General features: G+C 61.9%; 17 protein-coding genes. 8 read left to right on the forward strand and 9 right to left on the reverse strand.

Going from position 1 to position 14,149, the window contains the following annotated elements:
* Positions 1-8 precede the first annotated feature (8 nt).
* Positions 9-1,805 carry an acyl-CoA dehydrogenase family protein gene (locus CW354_RS05010; RefSeq protein ID WP_104828967.1) on the reverse strand — a complete coding sequence of 599 codons (1,797 nt, stop codon included), beginning with the start codon at positions 1,803-1,805 and terminating at the stop codon, positions 9-11.
* Between the two features lie 121 nt (positions 1,806-1,926).
* On the opposite strand from CW354_RS05010, the gene CW354_RS05015 reads away from it, so the two are divergent.
* On the forward strand, positions 1,927-2,877 hold the full coding sequence (locus tag CW354_RS05015) for an L-threonylcarbamoyladenylate synthase (protein ID WP_104828968.1): 951 nt from the start codon (positions 1,927-1,929) through the stop codon (positions 2,875-2,877).
* Here CW354_RS05015 and CW354_RS05020 read toward each other — a convergent pair whose 3' ends face one another.
* The gene (locus CW354_RS05020) at positions 2,878-3,672 is read right to left on the reverse strand and encodes a methyltransferase domain-containing protein (RefSeq protein WP_104828969.1); all 795 of its coding nucleotides are present in this window, start codon (positions 3,670-3,672) and stop codon (positions 2,878-2,880) included.
* Positions 3,673-3,885: 213 nt separating this feature from the next.
* Between CW354_RS05020 and CW354_RS05025 the strand changes: the two genes are divergently transcribed.
* From CW354_RS05025 to CW354_RS23290, 5 genes are all read left to right on the forward strand, one after another.
* Complete coding sequence (locus tag CW354_RS05025) at positions 3,886-5,304, forward strand: FAD-binding oxidoreductase (RefSeq protein ID WP_104828970.1); 1,419 nt, start codon at positions 3,886-3,888, stop codon at positions 5,302-5,304.
* Between the two features lie 133 nt (positions 5,305-5,437).
* Complete coding sequence (locus CW354_RS05030) at positions 5,438-6,139, forward strand: cytochrome b/b6 domain-containing protein (protein ID WP_104828971.1); 702 nt, start codon at positions 5,438-5,440, stop codon at positions 6,137-6,139.
* A 184-nt stretch (positions 6,140-6,323) separates the two neighbouring features.
* The gene (locus CW354_RS05035) at positions 6,324-6,962 is read left to right on the forward strand and encodes an EF-hand domain-containing protein (protein WP_104828972.1); all 639 of its coding nucleotides are present in this window, start codon (positions 6,324-6,326) and stop codon (positions 6,960-6,962) included.
* A 100-nt stretch (positions 6,963-7,062) separates the two neighbouring features.
* Complete coding sequence (gene yaaA / locus CW354_RS05040; protein ID WP_104828973.1) at positions 7,063-7,887, forward strand: peroxide stress protein YaaA; 825 nt, start codon at positions 7,063-7,065, stop codon at positions 7,885-7,887.
* 303 nt (positions 7,888-8,190) lie between these two features.
* Positions 8,191-8,340: a hypothetical protein gene (locus tag CW354_RS23290; RefSeq protein ID WP_165793534.1), complete on the forward strand. Its 150-nt coding sequence runs from the start codon at positions 8,191-8,193 to the stop codon at positions 8,338-8,340.
* A 91-nt stretch (positions 8,341-8,431) separates the two neighbouring features.
* Here CW354_RS23290 and CW354_RS05045 read toward each other — a convergent pair whose 3' ends face one another.
* The 7 genes from CW354_RS05045 to CW354_RS05065 form a co-directional block, all read right to left on the reverse strand.
* Positions 8,432-9,583, reverse strand: coding sequence for a dipeptidase (locus CW354_RS05045; RefSeq protein WP_104828974.1), 1,152 nt, complete (start codon positions 9,581-9,583; stop codon positions 8,432-8,434).
* Positions 9,584-9,771: 188 nt separating this feature from the next.
* Entirely contained in the window at positions 9,772-10,374 is a 603-nt protein-coding gene (locus CW354_RS05050) for a TIGR04282 family arsenosugar biosynthesis glycosyltransferase (protein ID WP_104828975.1), read from the reverse strand.
* Positions 10,371-11,057, reverse strand: coding sequence for a TIGR04283 family arsenosugar biosynthesis glycosyltransferase (locus CW354_RS05055; RefSeq protein WP_104828976.1), 687 nt, complete (start codon positions 11,055-11,057; stop codon positions 10,371-10,373). The genes CW354_RS05050 and CW354_RS05055 overlap by 4 nt, the downstream gene beginning before the upstream one ends.
* Before the next feature lie 70 nt (positions 11,058-11,127).
* The gene (locus CW354_RS23295; RefSeq protein WP_165793535.1) at positions 11,128-11,277 is read right to left on the reverse strand and encodes a hypothetical protein; all 150 of its coding nucleotides are present in this window, start codon (positions 11,275-11,277) and stop codon (positions 11,128-11,130) included.
* A gap of 28 nt (positions 11,278-11,305) precedes the next feature.
* The gene (locus CW354_RS23300) at positions 11,306-11,479 is read right to left on the reverse strand and encodes a hypothetical protein (protein WP_165793536.1); all 174 of its coding nucleotides are present in this window, start codon (positions 11,477-11,479) and stop codon (positions 11,306-11,308) included.
* Positions 11,476-11,682 carry a helix-turn-helix transcriptional regulator gene (locus CW354_RS05060; protein ID WP_104828977.1) on the reverse strand — a complete coding sequence of 69 codons (207 nt, stop codon included), beginning with the start codon at positions 11,680-11,682 and terminating at the stop codon, positions 11,476-11,478. The genes CW354_RS23300 and CW354_RS05060 overlap by 4 nt, the downstream gene beginning before the upstream one ends.
* 1 nt (position 11,683) lies before the next feature.
* Positions 11,684-12,082 (reverse strand): hypothetical protein, encoded by a 399-nt coding sequence (locus tag CW354_RS05065; RefSeq protein ID WP_104828978.1) that lies wholly within the window; start codon positions 12,080-12,082, stop codon positions 11,684-11,686.
* 175 nt (positions 12,083-12,257) lie between these two features.
* Between CW354_RS05065 and CW354_RS05070 the strand changes: the two genes are divergently transcribed.
* Entirely contained in the window at positions 12,258-13,436 is a 1,179-nt protein-coding gene (locus CW354_RS05070) for a PA0069 family radical SAM protein (RefSeq protein WP_104828979.1), read from the forward strand.
* A 321-nt stretch (positions 13,437-13,757) separates the two neighbouring features.
* On the forward strand, positions 13,758-13,982 hold the full coding sequence (locus CW354_RS05075; protein ID WP_104828980.1) for a hypothetical protein: 225 nt from the start codon (positions 13,758-13,760) through the stop codon (positions 13,980-13,982).
* The last annotated feature ends 167 nt before the right edge of the window (positions 13,983-14,149 follow it).

The raw sequence follows: 14,149 nt of genomic DNA on the forward strand, positions 1-14,149 counted from the left end.
ACAGCGTTTTAAGCGCTCAGCAAATCAGGATCGAGGCGCGCGACGCCGCCGGCGCCGGCCATGATCGCGTCTGTGAGGCCGATCGCTTCGGTCAGGTAATTGTCGGCGAAAAAGCGCGCCATGGCGATCTTGGTTTCGTGATAGGCGGGATCGCGGTTCTCGTGAATTTCGAGCGCCGCGGCGATGGCCGCTTTGGACAGATAATAGCCGCCCGCGACATTGCCGAACTGTTTGAGATAAGGCGTCGCCCCGGCGAGCGCGTGCTCGGGATTTTCCTGCGCCTTTTCCAGAAGCCAGTCGGTGGAGGCGTGCAGCGCGTCGGCGGCGGCGAGCAGGCGCTCGCCCACATGATGCAGCTCTTCACGCTTCGCGGCTTTCAGGACCTTCGCTTCGTTCTTGATTTCGGCGATGAATTTCTTCGCCGCCGCGCCGCCGTCGCCTTGCAGCTTGCGGCCCACAAGATCCATCGCCTGAATGCCGTTGGTGCCTTCATAGATGGCAGCGATGCGCGCGTCGCGCATATGCTGCGCGGCGCCGGTCTCTTCGACATAGCCCATGCCGCCATGCACCTGCACGCCGAGCGACGTCACGTCGTTGGCGCGGTCTGTGGACCACGCCTTTGAAATCGGCGTTAAGAGCTCTTCCATGGCTTTGGCTTCGGCGCGGGTTTTTTCGTCCGGCGCATGACGCGCGAGATCGTAAGCGACGGCGTTGGCGTAACAGACAGCGCGCGAGGCTTCGACCAGCGCTTTCATGGAATAAAGCATGCGGCGCACGTCGGGATGTTCGTAGATCGCGACCATCTCGCCGGATTTCACACCGGCGCCCCGGCCCTGCTTTCTGTCCTGCGCATAGGCGAGCGCGCGCTGGTATGCGCGCTCTGCGACGCCGACGCCTTGCATCCCCACATCGAGACGCGCGGCGTTCATCATCACGAACATGTTTTTAAGGCCCTTGTTCTCCTCGCCGAGAAGCGTGCCGTAACATTCGCCTTTGTCGCCGTAAGACATGACGCAGGTGGGGCTGCCGTGAAGCCCCATCTTTTCCTCCAGCTTGATGCACTGGACGTCGTTGCGTTCGCCGAGCGCGCCGTCCTCCTTCACATGGATCTTCGGCACGATGAACATGGAGATGCCGGCGGTGCCGGCGGGCGCGTCGGGCAGGCGCGCGAGCACGAGATGGACGATGTTGTCCGTCATGTCGTGATCGCCGTAAGTGATGAAAATCTTCTGCCCACTGATCTTGTAGCGGCCGTCCCCGACCGGTTCGGCCTTGGTGCGGATCGCGGACAAATCCGACCCGGCCTGCGGCTCGGTCAGGTTCATGGTGCCGGTCCATTCGCCCGACACCATCTTTTCAAGATAAAGCGCCTTTTGCTCGTCCGTCGCCGCAGGCAGGATCGCCTTCACCGCGCCCGTCGTCAGCGTCGTGCCGATGGCGAAGGACATGCAGGCGCCGTTCAAGGCGTCGACGAGCGCGACGGCGAGCGTCGACGGCAGGCCCTGACCGCCCGCCTCTTCCGGAAATGCGAGCGAAGACCAGCCGGCCTCCACATATTGCTTGTAGGCTTCCTTGAAGCCGGGGCTCGTCCTGACGACGCCGTTTTCGAGCGCCGCGCCGTTATGGTCGCTTGTCTCGTTCAAGGGGGCGACGACGCCGTCGCAGAATTTCCCCATTTCCTCGAGGATCGCCGCTGTCAGGTCCTCCGACAGCTCGGGATACGCGCCGGACTGTTCGAGCGCGCCGAAACCGGCCGCATGGTCCAGAATGAAACGCATGTCGCGGATGGGGGTCGTGAAAGTCATGGCGGCTCCAAACGAGGTCTTCGACGCTTAGATATGCGGCGAAAGGGCCGGACGCCAGTGCGGGGCGCAGTGAAATTTTAAAAGCTTTTTAGGCGGGCGCGCCGCCTGCTATAGGGCGGCCATGACGGTCCTCGATCACAAAGACATAAAAGACGCCGCGGCGATCCTCCGCGCCGGCGGGCTTGTCGCCATGCCGACGGAGACGGTCTACGGCCTCGCCGCGGATGCGACGAACGATCAGGCGGTCGCGAAAATTTTCGAGGCCAAGGGCCGGCCGCAATTCAATCCGCTGATCGTGCATGTGGCGGGCCCCGCCATGGCGAAGCGTTATGTCGCGGTCCCGCCCCTCGCCGAAAAGCTGATGGCCGAATTCTGGCCCGGCCCTTTGACCCTCGTCCTGCCGCGCAAGGAAGACGGCAAGATTTCCCTGCTCGTCTCCGCCGGACTGGACACCATCGGCGTCAGGGCGCCGAAGCATGACCTGGCGCAGGCGCTCATTCAATCCGTCGACCGCGCGCTGGCGGCGCCGAGCGCCAACCGGTCGGGAACCATCAGCCCGACGCGGGCGGACCATGTGAAAGACTCGCTCGGCGACAGGGTCGACATGATCCTCGACGGCGGCCCCTCGCCCGTCGGCGTTGAATCGACCATCGTCAAGATCGACGGAGAGACAGTGACGCTGCTGCGCCCCGGCGGGATCGCGCGCGCGGATATCGAGCGCGTCATTGGCTGTCCGCTTTCATCCGCCAGCGGAACAATCGAGGCGCCGGGCATGATGACGAGCCATTACGCGCCAGACGCCAATATGCGCCTCGATGCGCGCGAGCAAAAAGACGGCGAAGCGTTTCTCGGTTTCGGCGCGGTCAAAGGCGACGGCCCCGCCGCGCTTAATTTAAGCGAAAGCAGCGATCTCGCCGAAGCCGCCGCCAATCTTTTCGCTTACTTGCGCGAGGCGGACCGGCTGGCCAAAACAAACGGGCTCAAAACCATCGCCGTCGCAAACGTGCCCATGGAAGGGCTCGGCGAAGCCATCAACGACCGCCTGAAACGCGCCGCCGCGCCGAAAGCCTGATCACTCAGGCTTTTTATATTTATAGAGAACCCGGTCGGTCATGCGGCGGACTTTCGGATCGAAGACATTGGCCAGATAATCGTCGTCGCCATGGCGCAGGACATTGCTTTCGCCGGTCATGACAAACCCGGCTTCCGCCGCAAGCTGACGAATGAGCGCCGGATCGATGCGGTGAATGACGCCGCCGGTCGATCTCGGCGAGCCGGGCGCGGCCACATGATCGAGCACGATGAACGTCCCGCCCGGTTTCAGGATGCGCATGATTTCGGCGAAGGCCCCTGCATCGTCGCCGAGATAGGCGCCGCCCGGTGAATAATAAAGATCGTGGGGGCCCAGGATCCAGGTGACGATGTCCATGGAGGCGTCTTCAGCCTCGAGCTTGTCGAAGGGGCTTTTTGAAATGCGCACATTCTCAAGCCGCCCCTCGACGCGGGCCGTCACAATGTCTTTTACGAAGGCGTCGAAGCTCGGCGGGTTCTGCATGATCACAGCCCCGTCCGGCCCGACCATGTAAGACAAAAGCTCGGTGTAATAGCCGGCGCCGCCCTCCATCTCGAAGACACGATCGCCCGGCCCCACTTCCATGAAGGCGAGCACATTGGCGGGCTTTCTGAGGGCGTCGTCGGCGCGGTCTTCCCCGGAGCGGGCGGGATTGGCGACGGCCTCGGCGGCGCGGGCGGCGTTCTCGTCGGCCTCAATCTCGGTCTCGGTCGGCGCGTTCTCTCGGACGCAGGCAGCGAGCCCCGTCGCCAGCGCGCCCAGAAGCACGGCCGCTTTCCAGCCCGGCGTTCTCATCGCGTTTTTCTCCCCGGCTGCGGCGTTTCCGCCGCTCCCTTGCGGGCGAAAGTGATAAGCCTCTTTTGAGGGGAAAGCAAAGAAACGTCGCAGACGGCTTGGGGCCCGTCATTTCATTTTAAACTGGCTATCATGCCGCCTTATGGACGCTCTTGATGGCCCGGCGGCGCCTCACTACACAGGGAGGCTCCCAGCAAAACCGGATTAACGCTCATGACCGCCGCCGCCCTCACAACGCCGTCCCCGGACAAGCTCGACGCCATCCGCGCCCTTGTCGGGCCCAAAGGAATATTCGAAGGCGAGGACGCCGCGCCCTTCCTTTCAGAATGGAGGAGCCGCTGGCCCGGCAAGGCGGCGCTGATCGTCGCCCCCGCTTCTACGGAAGAAGTCGCCGCGGTCGTCAAATATTGCAGCGAGAACGGCATCGCCATCACCCCCCAGGGCGGCAATACCGGCCTTGTGGGCGGACAGATTCCGCAAGGCCATGAAATCCTCCTGTCATTGAAACGCATGCGGAAGGTCCGCGCCGTCGAGCCTCTCAACAATACGATGACCGTCGACGCCGGCGTGACGCTCGCCGACGCGCAGGAAGCCGCTGAGGAAGCCGGACGGCTGTTCCCGCTTTCCATTGGGTCGGAAGGAAGCTGTCAGATCGGCGGCGTGATCTCGACCAACGCCGGCGGCGTCAATGTTTTGCGCTACGGCAACACCCGCGATCTCGTTTTGGGCATTGAAGCCGTGACGCCGTCGGGCGAAATCTGGAACGGGCTGAAACGTCTCAGGAAAGACAATACAGGCTACGATCTGAAACAGCTTTTCATCGGCGGCGAAGGCACGCTCGGGATCGTCACCGGCGCGGTGCTGAAACTTTTCCCGCAGCCGGCGGAGAAGGTCACGGTCTGCGCCGGCCTCGACAGCGCCGAAGACGCTGTCGCGCTTCTTTCGCTGACGCAGACCGCCACCGGCGGGCAGGTATCGAGTTTCGAACTGATGGCGCGCATCTGCATCGACATCACCTTGAAAAACATCCCCCAGACCCGCGACCCGCTGGCGGCGGCGCATCCCTTTTATGTGCTGACGGAGTTTTCATCGGCGCAAAGAGGCTTGCGCGAAGTCGTCGAAGAGGTGCTCGGCGAAGCGATGGAACAGGGCCTCATCAAGGATGCGGTGATCGCCGAGAACGAAACCCAGGCGCATGATTTCTGGCGCATCCGCCATTCGCTCTCCGAAGCGATCAATGGCGAGGGCCTTGGCGCGCGCCATGACGTGTCCGTGGCGACGAGCGACATACCCGCTTTTCTCGAAAAGGCCGGCGCGGCGGTGAAAAAGATCGCGCCCGATGCGCGTATCGTCCCCTTCGGCCATATCGGCGACGGCAATGTGCATTACGACATTATCGGCCCCGAAGGCTCGGCCAAGGACGTGCTCGAACCCGTGCGGCCCGACATCGAATCCGCCGTCTATGACGTGATCGGGTCTTTCTCCGGCTCGATCTCCGCCGAGCACGGCGTCGGGCGCCACCGCCGCGACTCGATCGCCAAGCGCAAGAGCGCCGTGGAGATGGAGATGATGCGCGCGATCAAACAGGCGCTCGACCCGAAAGGCATTATGAATCCGGGCAAGATGCTTTAACCTTTCAAAGCAATTAAGAACCAATCGCACGCCCAAAGCCGGCGCAAGTCAGCTTTCTCTCAGCTAGCGCGGCTATCGTTTTTGCTGAAAGAGTTTGCAATATTCATTGCAGGCATTCTCAGGAGAAACAGACATGGCCGAAATGACTCCCGTCCGCGTGTGGGACGCGCCCACCCGGATCTTTCACTGGCTGCTCGTCGTTCTTATCGGCGTCTGCTGGTTCACGGGCGAAGAAGAAGGCCTCGCCACGCTGGTCCACCGGCTGAGCGGCGAAGCCATTATAGGGCTTCTCGTTTTCCGGTTTCTGTGGGGCTTCCAGGGCGGCGAATATGCGCGCTTTTCGACATTCTTCGCGCCGCCGCGGGAGATTTTCGCCCATATTAAGGAGCTGATGCGGTTTCGCGCGTCGCAGACGCTTGGCCATAATTCCCTCGGCGCGCTTGCCAGCATCGTCCTGATGCTGATCGTCGCGCTGACCGCCGTCAGCGGCCTTCTCAGCGCCGACGACGACCGGACGGGTCCGTTGTCGCTGATCTTCAATGTCAATCTCAAGGAGCTGCACGAAGTTTCCTTCCGCTTGTTGCAGGCGATGGTGGTCGTGCATTTGCTGGGCGTCGCCGTCACCAGTTTCGCCAGCCGCGAAAATCTCGCCCGCGCCATGGTGACCGGCGCCAAGAAACGCCCCGCAGACAGCGGCGCAAGAGATGCGAAACCCGGCTCGTCGCGCGCGCTCATCGCCGCCGCCGGGGCCGCCCTCCTGACGGCGGGCGGGCTGATGCTTTTGCCGCATCCGCCGCAGGAAACCGAGCATGGCGAAGAACATGACGATCACTGATCCGGCCGGAGCCCGCATCATGAGAACGACTTGCGGCCAAGGCGTTTCGCGCCGGGCATTCTTACAAATTCGTCATCAGTGACTGCGACGGCCATCCGTCAGCTTTATCTCAGTTAACGCCCTTATCTCTGCGCCCATCACCCATTGCCTCTGCTTATCGCAGCAACCCGCAGGAGGACTTGGCATGCGGAATTCACTTCTAAAATTTACGGCTGTCGCCGGTTCGGCTTTTCTTCTTTCCCTGTCCCCCGCCTTTGCGCAGGGCGGCCATGGCGGAGGCGGCGGCGGCGCTGGCGGCGCAGCCCTGCGCAGCACGCCAACCATGTCGCAACCCGACCGCGACCGGATGAAAGATCAGGACCGCGACAAGGATTTCGACCGCGACATGGACCGGGATCGGGATCGCGACCGCCTGAAAGACATGGACCGGGACCGTCTCTATCTCGGCGCAAAGGACCGAATCCGGCTCCACGACCATGACGGCGATAAAAAGCTCAACCAGAGCGAATTCAACGAATGGCGCGCCGGCGCCTTCGACGCCATCGCGCCTGACGGAAAGGGCTTTACGCTGCAGCAATATCAGGCCGTGCGCCTTGGCCCCGGACCGCAGGGCTCTTCCAACACGGCGCGCCGCCAGCAGATGCAAGAACGCGCTGATCTGCGCAAGACCGAGCGTTTCCGCGTCATGGACGGAAACGGCGACGGCGTCGTCACCCGCAACGAGTTCATGAAGTTCGGCAATCTTTATTATCTCGAAGCCGACCGCAATGACGACGGCATGGTGAGCGAAAAAGAACTGAACCAATACCATCGCGGCATGTAACGTGCCGCCGCGCGGGAGCGGCCCTCTCTCCCCCATCCGCTTCCGCGCACCCCTCCTCCCACATGTTGAATTTTGAGCATGAGCGTGTATTTGCGTTCCCATGCTGATCCTTCTCTCCCCCGCCAAGAACATGAATTTCGACCCCGCCGCCGGCGCGCCGCGCGCGACGAAGCCTTTATTCCTGAAAGACGCGGGCGCGCTTTCCGAAACCACCAAGAAACTGACCCGCGGCAAGATCAAGTCGCTGATGGGGATTTCCGAAAAACTCGCGGATCTCAATTACGAGCGCTTTCAGGCCTTCGATGCGGACGGCAAGTCTGAAAGTTCGAAACAGGCGGCGCTCGCCTTTAACGGCGACGTCTATCTCGGGCTCGAGGCGGAAAGCCTGTCGAAAGAGGATCTGAAATTCGCGCAGGATCATCTGCGCATTCTTTCGGGACTTTACGGGCTCCTGCGCCCGCTCGACGCGATCCAGCCTTATCGCCTGGAAATGGGCTCGAAGCTGAAAAATCCGCGCGGGAGCAATCTCTATGAGTTCTGGGGCGACAAGATTTCAAAGGAAATCGACAAGGCGCTGAAAGGCCACGAAGACCCCACGGTGGTGAACCTCGCCTCCAACGAATATTTCAGCGCGGTCGACAAAAAGGCGCTGAAAGCCCCGGTCGTCACCCCGGTCTTCCGGGAGGTGAAAGACGGCCAGGCCAAGACCGTGATGTTCTACGCCAAGCGCGCCCGGGGCATGATGGCCCGCTGGGCGGCGCAGAACCGGCTCGAGCGCGCCGAGGACCTCAAAAAGTTCGACGTCGAGGGCTACAAATTCCAGCCCGGCGACAGCACGGCGGATCAATGGGTCTTCACCCGGCCCCAGCCAACGCCGAAAAAGCCCGCGACGAAGAAGAAAGCGCCGGCGAAAGCCAGGGCCTGAAGACGCCGCACATTGCCAAAACCGGCCCAGGGGACCCTTTCGCGGCCCCGGCCCGTCGCAAACAGGCCGTTACAGAACAGGCCGCCAGCCCGTCACATATTAATGTGACCCCCCCTGGAAATGGCGGAATCACTGGGCTTGCGGGCCCTCATTTTATTACATTAATATGACAAAAGCGCAGTATTTGCGCTTCGCTCTTGACTTTGCGCACCCGGTGCGCCATATTCATGACAGTTTTATGACGGGCCCTAAAACAAGAAAGGCGATCTCGCCCAGAACATGCGGCCCGGAGGAGTATTAGGTATGGCGATTACATCGACCCCAGCGGATTACGCCGCCCCCGAAGTGAAGCTCGGCCCGAAAGTGGCGCTCGCCGCATTTTACATTCTGATCGGCATCGTCGCGATGGCCGTGGCCGTCCCGGCCGCGTTCGCCACATTCGGCGCGTCCTGATCGGCAAAGCCCGGGCGCGATGATCCGCGCCTTGAAAAAACAGACCAAAAAAGGCCCGCCAAAATGGCGGGCCTTTTTCGTCAGGAAGCGCCTATTGCGCCGGGAGATTTTCCAGAAAGAACCGCACGGCGTTTTCGCCCATGACGGCGCGGATGGTTTCATTGTCTAGGCCGGCGTCCATCAGCGCCTGCGTAATCGCGGCGAGCTCCGACGCATCCAAAGCCGTCGTCACGGCGCCGTCGAAATCGGAGCCGAGCGCCACATGATCAGCGCCGAGAAGCCCGACCCCGTATAGGATTTCGGCCGCGATCCCTTCCGGACTGGTGGCGCAGGCCGCCGCCTCCCAATAGCCGACGCCGACAAGCCCGCCATGATCGGCGATCGCCTTCATGAGATCGTCGGGAATATTGCGCGCCGTGTCACAATGGCCCTTGAGCCCTGTATGGGAAACGATCACAGGCTTGCTGCTGCGCGCGAGCACGTCGCGCACCACCGCCTCGGACGCATGGGCGAGGTCGATGACGACGCCTTGCGCGACCGCCGCATCTACCGCTTGTTCGCCAAACTCGGTGAGCCCGGCGCCGGATTGTCCGTGGAGCGAACCGCCGAGCTCGTTGTCGAAGAAATGCTGCAACCCCATGACGCGCACGCCCTGATCGTAAAGCCTGGCGATATTCGCAAGATCGCCTTCGAGGGGGTGGGCGCCTTCGATGCCGTAAATCCCGGCGAGCTTGTCTTCATCAAGGGCGCGTTGAAGATCGGCGCTGCTCCGTACAAAGATGAATCGGTCCGGCGCATCTTTTTCGAGCTTAGCAAGACGCCCGGCCTGATACGCGGCGCGTTCGTAAATCGAAAACCAGGTGCGGGGCGGCCAGGCTTGCGCCGCCATCAGCAAGGTGAGCTGATCGCTGTCGGCCGCATTCTCGTCTAGGTTCATGTTTTTCGGAACTTTGGTCACCGCCGTGAAGACCTGAAGCGCAACGCCGCCTTCGCGAAGACGCACGAGATCGGTCTGGCCGCGCGACTGGCGTTTCGCCGGATCGCGTTTCCAGAGCAGCGTGTCGGCGTGAAGATCGGCGATGGGAATGGTTTTATGCAGCGCGCGCGCCGCGGCGCTCACTTTATAAGCTCCGTGCGGCAGGACCACATTGGTCTTCGCATCGAAGCGCCCCGGCAGAACGCCGAAGAAAACATAAGCGCCTGCGGCCAGCAGCGCCGCCAGAACCAGACCGACCCATTTCATGACGCCTCTCCCCCTTTTTTGGAAAGGAGAATGACGCGGCCCAAACGCACGGTCAATAATGAGACGCAGGTAAAATAATCCCCCTCCGAACCATTCCCTTCTCAAGGGGGAGGCATAGCGAAGCAGCCACCTTCACCTCCCCTTGCAAAAGGGAGGTCGGAAATCGCCGCACAATTTCCGGGTGGGGATCACGCAGACGAAAATAGCGACAGTGATTTCATATCCGCCGCCTCGTCCACATCGCGCAAGGTTTCGAGCATCGCCGCGTCGAACGAGGCCGGCAGGGTTTTCAGCGTGTCCGCGAGCGCGTGTTTCGTGGACCAGCGCACGCCGTTGAAGAGATCCGGCGAAGACCTGCGGCGGTTGAGGCCGACAAGCCAGTAACCGCCGTCTTCCGCCGGGCCGAAGACCGCATCGGCGCCGTTGAGCGCCCTGAATGCGCCCCGCAAATGCCGCGCGCGCAGGCCCGGCGCGTCGGCGCCGATGATCACCGCCGGACCTGGCGGCGCTTTTTCGAAGGCGCGGGCCATGCGGGCGCCGAGATCGCCCGGTCCCTGGGCCATGCGCGGCATATGCGCAGGCCAGAATCGCGCGGTTATATGCACGGCGCCCGGCGGATCGACAGCGAGCATCGCATCCCATTCGCCTTTCAGGCTTTCGGCGATGGTTCGCTGCGTTAAGACGCGAAAGAGCGCCGCAGCCCTTCCATAGCCGATCTCCGCGCCAAGACGGGTTTTCACCCGTCCCGCAACCGGCGCCTTGACGAAGACGATGACGGTCCCGCGCCTCACCGGTAAGCCTTCGCCAGCGCTTCCGGCGACGCGCCGAGAAAATAGCGCGTCAGGATCGTCAGGTTCTTGATAACCCGCCGGAGATAGCCGTCGCGCTCATAACGCTCGGCGGAGGTGACGGCCTTCGCCTTCAGGACAATGAGCGCGCCGCCGCCTTTTGCTTTCGTCAGCTGACGGATGAATTCCACATCCTCCATCAGCGGCATGTCGGCGTAACCGCCAAGCGCCTCATAAAGCGCTTTCGAAACAAGCAAGCCCTGATCGCCGTAAGGCGTTTTCAAAACCCTTGTGCGCGCCATGGCGCCGGCGGCGACGAGCGCGGGCGCGAAGCCTTTGGCGTCGAAGCAAAGCGTGAATACCGCCGCGCCTTCCGGGTTATCCTTGATGAACGCCGCCGCCTCTGCGGCCCAGCCCTCCTCCAGCACCGTATCGGCGTGAAGAAAGAGCAGCCAGTCGCCCTTAGCCGCCGCCGCGCCCGCCTTCAACTGCCCGCCCCGGCCCGGCGGCGCGGTCATAAGCTTCGCGCCGAACCCGTCCGCAATCTCGCCTGTTTTATCCGACGAGCCGCCGTCGACGACGATCACTTCTTTCACGAGCCCGTCGAGCGCCGGCGCCACCAGCGCGTCGAGACAGGGCGCCAGGCGGGCTTCAGCATTCAAAGCAGGAATAACGACGGAGATCATGGGGCTTGGCTATAGCGGCGCGTGAGCGGCCTGTCGCGCCCCCGCCTCATCGAAATCGTGTGAGCCGCGCCTAACAGCCGCGGCGCGGGGAGCGCCCGCCAAGGGCGATGAACACCGCAACGCCGAGCGCAAAAGCGACGGCGAAATCATTCAGCGCGGCCGCCATTCCCAGCATGACGGCGGCGGACAACAGGCCGGCGATGATACGCGGGATTTTCATGCGTTTCTCCTCTTTAAAATGAATCCTGTCAGAGCCCGGGCGCCCGGAAAAACAGCGGCAGGCGCGGATCGAGCTTGCCGCCTTCGATAAGCGCCGAGGGCTCCTCCAGACCGAGCCGGTCGAGGCGCGTCAGGGCCGACGCTGCGGCGGCGGCGAGCACGGCCGCGACGAGACAGGCGGCGACGGACAAAAGGGTTTTCATTCAGTCTCTCCCGTTCCGGGCGTGAAAATATTTTCGATGGCGAGGCCGAAGACGCGCGCGATCTTGAAAGCGAGCGGCAAGGAAGGATCGTATTTGCCGCGCTCCAGCGAGTTCACGGTCTGGCGCGAGACGTCGAGCTTTTCCGCAAGGTCGGCCTGGGACCAGCGCCTTTCCATACGGAGCTCTTTCAGGCGGTTCTCCATCTCAGCAGTCCCGCCCGCCGAGTGCATAGCGGACGCCGCCCCAAATCCCGATGAGAACCGGGCCAAGCCACATCATGTCGTCTTCGAAATTCATAACGCCGAAGCGCCGCAGGAAACCGAGCGTAATGGCGAGCAAAATCCCGATGACCAGAGTCAGCGCGGCCGCATTCGCCGTCACGCGCCGCTGCATTTCGTCCATGTTCCGGTAAAAGCGGAAAAAGGCGGCGGCCGCGAGCAGGATCGGCGCAACCGGCGCGAGCGCCAGCGCGATCAGCAGCGGACCGGGCGGCAATGTTTTTGCAAGCGTCAGCGCCCCGAAAAGAACAATGACGTAAAGCGCCATGGCGGCGAACAACTCAATCGTATAGCGGCGCTTTGCTTTTCTGATGCGTTCCGACATGGAAGCGCTCCTTTTTATCTTTACACGAATGATTTGCGTCATCGTTGCCTGTCAAACAAGCTGGACATATCCGGGCGCGCCGCCCCTGTCAAGCACACTTGTCTTTTCCGGCGCCTCCGGCGCTTGGGCAAAAAATGTTCTTGATTTGTTCTAATTCGCTGGCTAGCGTCAAGCCATGGCCCGCGCCGCGCACCTTTCCTTCCGCCCTTCCCGCCCCTCCGCCGCCTCCGGAGAAAGGGGGGACGCCGTCTCCGGTTCCGCCGCCAACCCCGGAGCGCAACACACAAGGGCGACCGCCCAGGGGAAAGGGCGCGGCGCGCGGTCCAATGACAGCGGGCGTTACGAAAAGGACCGGCGCGAAGAGCTTTATGACGGCTGGGACCTCGAGGAAGAGCTGCCGCCTTTCAAAACGGAAGTAACGCTCGAGACGCCGCGCAAGATCGTCACTTTCAACAATTCGCCCTATGTGGGCTTCGACCGCTCGATCAATCCCTATCGCGGCTGCGAGCATGGCTGCATCTATTGTTTCGCGCGGCCGACCCACGCCTATATGGGCCTGTCGCCCGGGCTCGACTTCGAAACCAAGCTCTACGCGAAACCCTCCGCTCCCAAACTATTGGAGAAGGAGCTCTCCAATCCGCGCTACCGGCCCATGCCCATCGCCATGGGCACCAACACAGACCCCTATCAGCCGGTGGAGCGCAGGATGCAGATCATGCGCGGGATTCTGACCGTCTTTGCGAAGTTCAACCATCCGGTGACGATCCTGACGAAGTCGCAGCTCATCACCCGCGATCTCGATATCCTGGCGCCCATGGCGGAAAAGAACCTGACCCGCGCCATGATTTCGATCACCACGGAAGACAAGGCGCTCGCCCGCTCCATGGAGCCGCGCGCCTCGGCGCCGAAATGGCGCTTCGAGGCGATCCGCAAGCTGAGCGAAACGGGAATCGTCACCGGGATCATGACCGGGCCGATGATCCCCGGCCTTAATGATGACGAGATGGAGACGATCATGGAAAAGGCGGCGTCGCTCGGCGCGACATTCTCCGCCTTTACGATCCTGCGCCTGCCGCTTGAGGTCTCGCCGCTCTTCCAGGAATGGCTCGAAGCCTATGCGCCGAACCGCGCCAAACGCATCATGCGCCATATCCGCGAAATGAACGGAGGCAAGGATTACGATCCGCAATGGTCGCGCGAGCGCGAAATCAAGACGCCCTACGCCCAGCTCATCGCGCAGCGCAACCGCGCCGCCCGCGCGCGCCTCGGTTTCAACCGCGAGCGCGCGTCCCTCGACCTTTCGCGTTTCCGCGTGCCCGAAACGGTGTCCGGACAAATGGATTTATTCGGATGATGCTCGGGTAGCGTCTAAGTTTGATTTGAGAAGCTTTTCCTGGGGGTTCGCAAATGCAAAACCGCCTTCCCCTTATGGGGGAAAATTTAACACGCCGGCTGACTTCTCAGTCGGCGTTTTTTTGTTGAAGCTTACCCGAGGACGGCGGTGATTCGCTTAATCACACCGCCGTCCAAAAATGACCCGAATATCGTTCTTGGCAGTCCGCAAACGGGTCACTGGGTAAAGGAAGGATGTATCATCCCCTGAACAGGAAAACGGTACTCTCCCGACGGACTCCCGGCAAGTGCGGACTGCCGCATTTAAAAGGAAGTCTTCCACATGAAGGAAGTGAAGCCTATCCGCCACATCCGGCGGCATTCCCCGCCTGTCACACCGGAAATGGCCGCGCAAATGCGGACCATGGTCACCAAACTGGGAATGATGCAACACGATGTCGCCGCGTACTTTGGCGTCAATCCAGGTCGCGTTAGCGAAGTAGTTAACGGGCATACGTTTGTTGACGTACCACCCGCACCACTTTCGCGGTTGACCTATCTACAATAACCCAGTTGCCCCGGTCGTTTCTTGGCCGGGGCTTCTTTTCTCGCTTCGTGATAGACATCGGTCATTGCCAAGAGGGCTGTTACATCACACAACGCATCTGTAATGCTCGCCCCTCGTTGAAAAGACATGCGGCTTCGCCGTACCCTCGCCGGAACGGAAACAACTAT

The sequence above is a fragment of the Hyphococcus luteus genome (assembly GCF_002943565.1).
GTDB classification, from domain to species: domain Bacteria; phylum Pseudomonadota; class Alphaproteobacteria; order Caulobacterales; family Parvularculaceae; genus Hyphococcus; species Hyphococcus luteus.

Excerpts from the sequence above, each read along its gene's own strand:
- yaaA (WP_104828973.1), top strand. The coding sequence starts at position 7,063 with ATGCTGATCCTTCTCTCCCCCGCCAAGAACATGAATTTCGACCCCGCC.
- CW354_RS05075 (WP_104828980.1), top strand. The coding sequence starts at position 13,758 with ATGAAGGAAGTGAAGCCTATCCGCCACATCCGGCGGCATTCCCCGCCT.
- CW354_RS23300 (WP_165793536.1), bottom strand. The coding sequence starts at position 11,479 with ATGAAAACCCTTTTGTCCGTCGCCGCCTGTCTCGTCGCGGCCGTGCTC.
- CW354_RS05060 (WP_104828977.1), bottom strand. The coding sequence starts at position 11,682 with ATGGAGAACCGCCTGAAAGAGCTCCGTATGGAAAGGCGCTGGTCCCAG.
- CW354_RS23290 (WP_165793534.1), top strand. The coding sequence starts at position 8,191 with ATGGCGATTACATCGACCCCAGCGGATTACGCCGCCCCCGAAGTGAAG.
- CW354_RS05025 (WP_104828970.1), top strand. The coding sequence starts at position 3,886 with ATGACCGCCGCCGCCCTCACAACGCCGTCCCCGGACAAGCTCGACGCC.
- CW354_RS05070 (WP_104828979.1), top strand. The coding sequence starts at position 12,258 with ATGGCCCGCGCCGCGCACCTTTCCTTCCGCCCTTCCCGCCCCTCCGCC.
- CW354_RS05045 (WP_104828974.1), bottom strand. The coding sequence starts at position 9,583 with ATGAAATGGGTCGGTCTGGTTCTGGCGGCGCTGCTGGCCGCAGGCGCT.
- CW354_RS05010 (WP_104828967.1), bottom strand. The coding sequence starts at position 1,805 with ATGACTTTCACGACCCCCATCCGCGACATGCGTTTCATTCTGGACCAT.
- CW354_RS23295 (WP_165793535.1), bottom strand. The coding sequence starts at position 11,277 with ATGAAAATCCCGCGTATCATCGCCGGCCTGTTGTCCGCCGCCGTCATG.
- CW354_RS05030 (WP_104828971.1), top strand. The coding sequence starts at position 5,438 with ATGGCCGAAATGACTCCCGTCCGCGTGTGGGACGCGCCCACCCGGATC.
- CW354_RS05035 (WP_104828972.1), top strand. The coding sequence starts at position 6,324 with ATGCGGAATTCACTTCTAAAATTTACGGCTGTCGCCGGTTCGGCTTTT.
- CW354_RS05055 (WP_104828976.1), bottom strand. The coding sequence starts at position 11,057 with ATGATCTCCGTCGTTATTCCTGCTTTGAATGCTGAAGCCCGCCTGGCG.
- CW354_RS05065 (WP_104828978.1), bottom strand. The coding sequence starts at position 12,082 with ATGTCGGAACGCATCAGAAAAGCAAAGCGCCGCTATACGATTGAGTTG.
- CW354_RS05015 (WP_104828968.1), top strand. The coding sequence starts at position 1,927 with ATGACGGTCCTCGATCACAAAGACATAAAAGACGCCGCGGCGATCCTC.
- CW354_RS05020 (WP_104828969.1), bottom strand. The coding sequence starts at position 3,672 with ATGAGAACGCCGGGCTGGAAAGCGGCCGTGCTTCTGGGCGCGCTGGCG.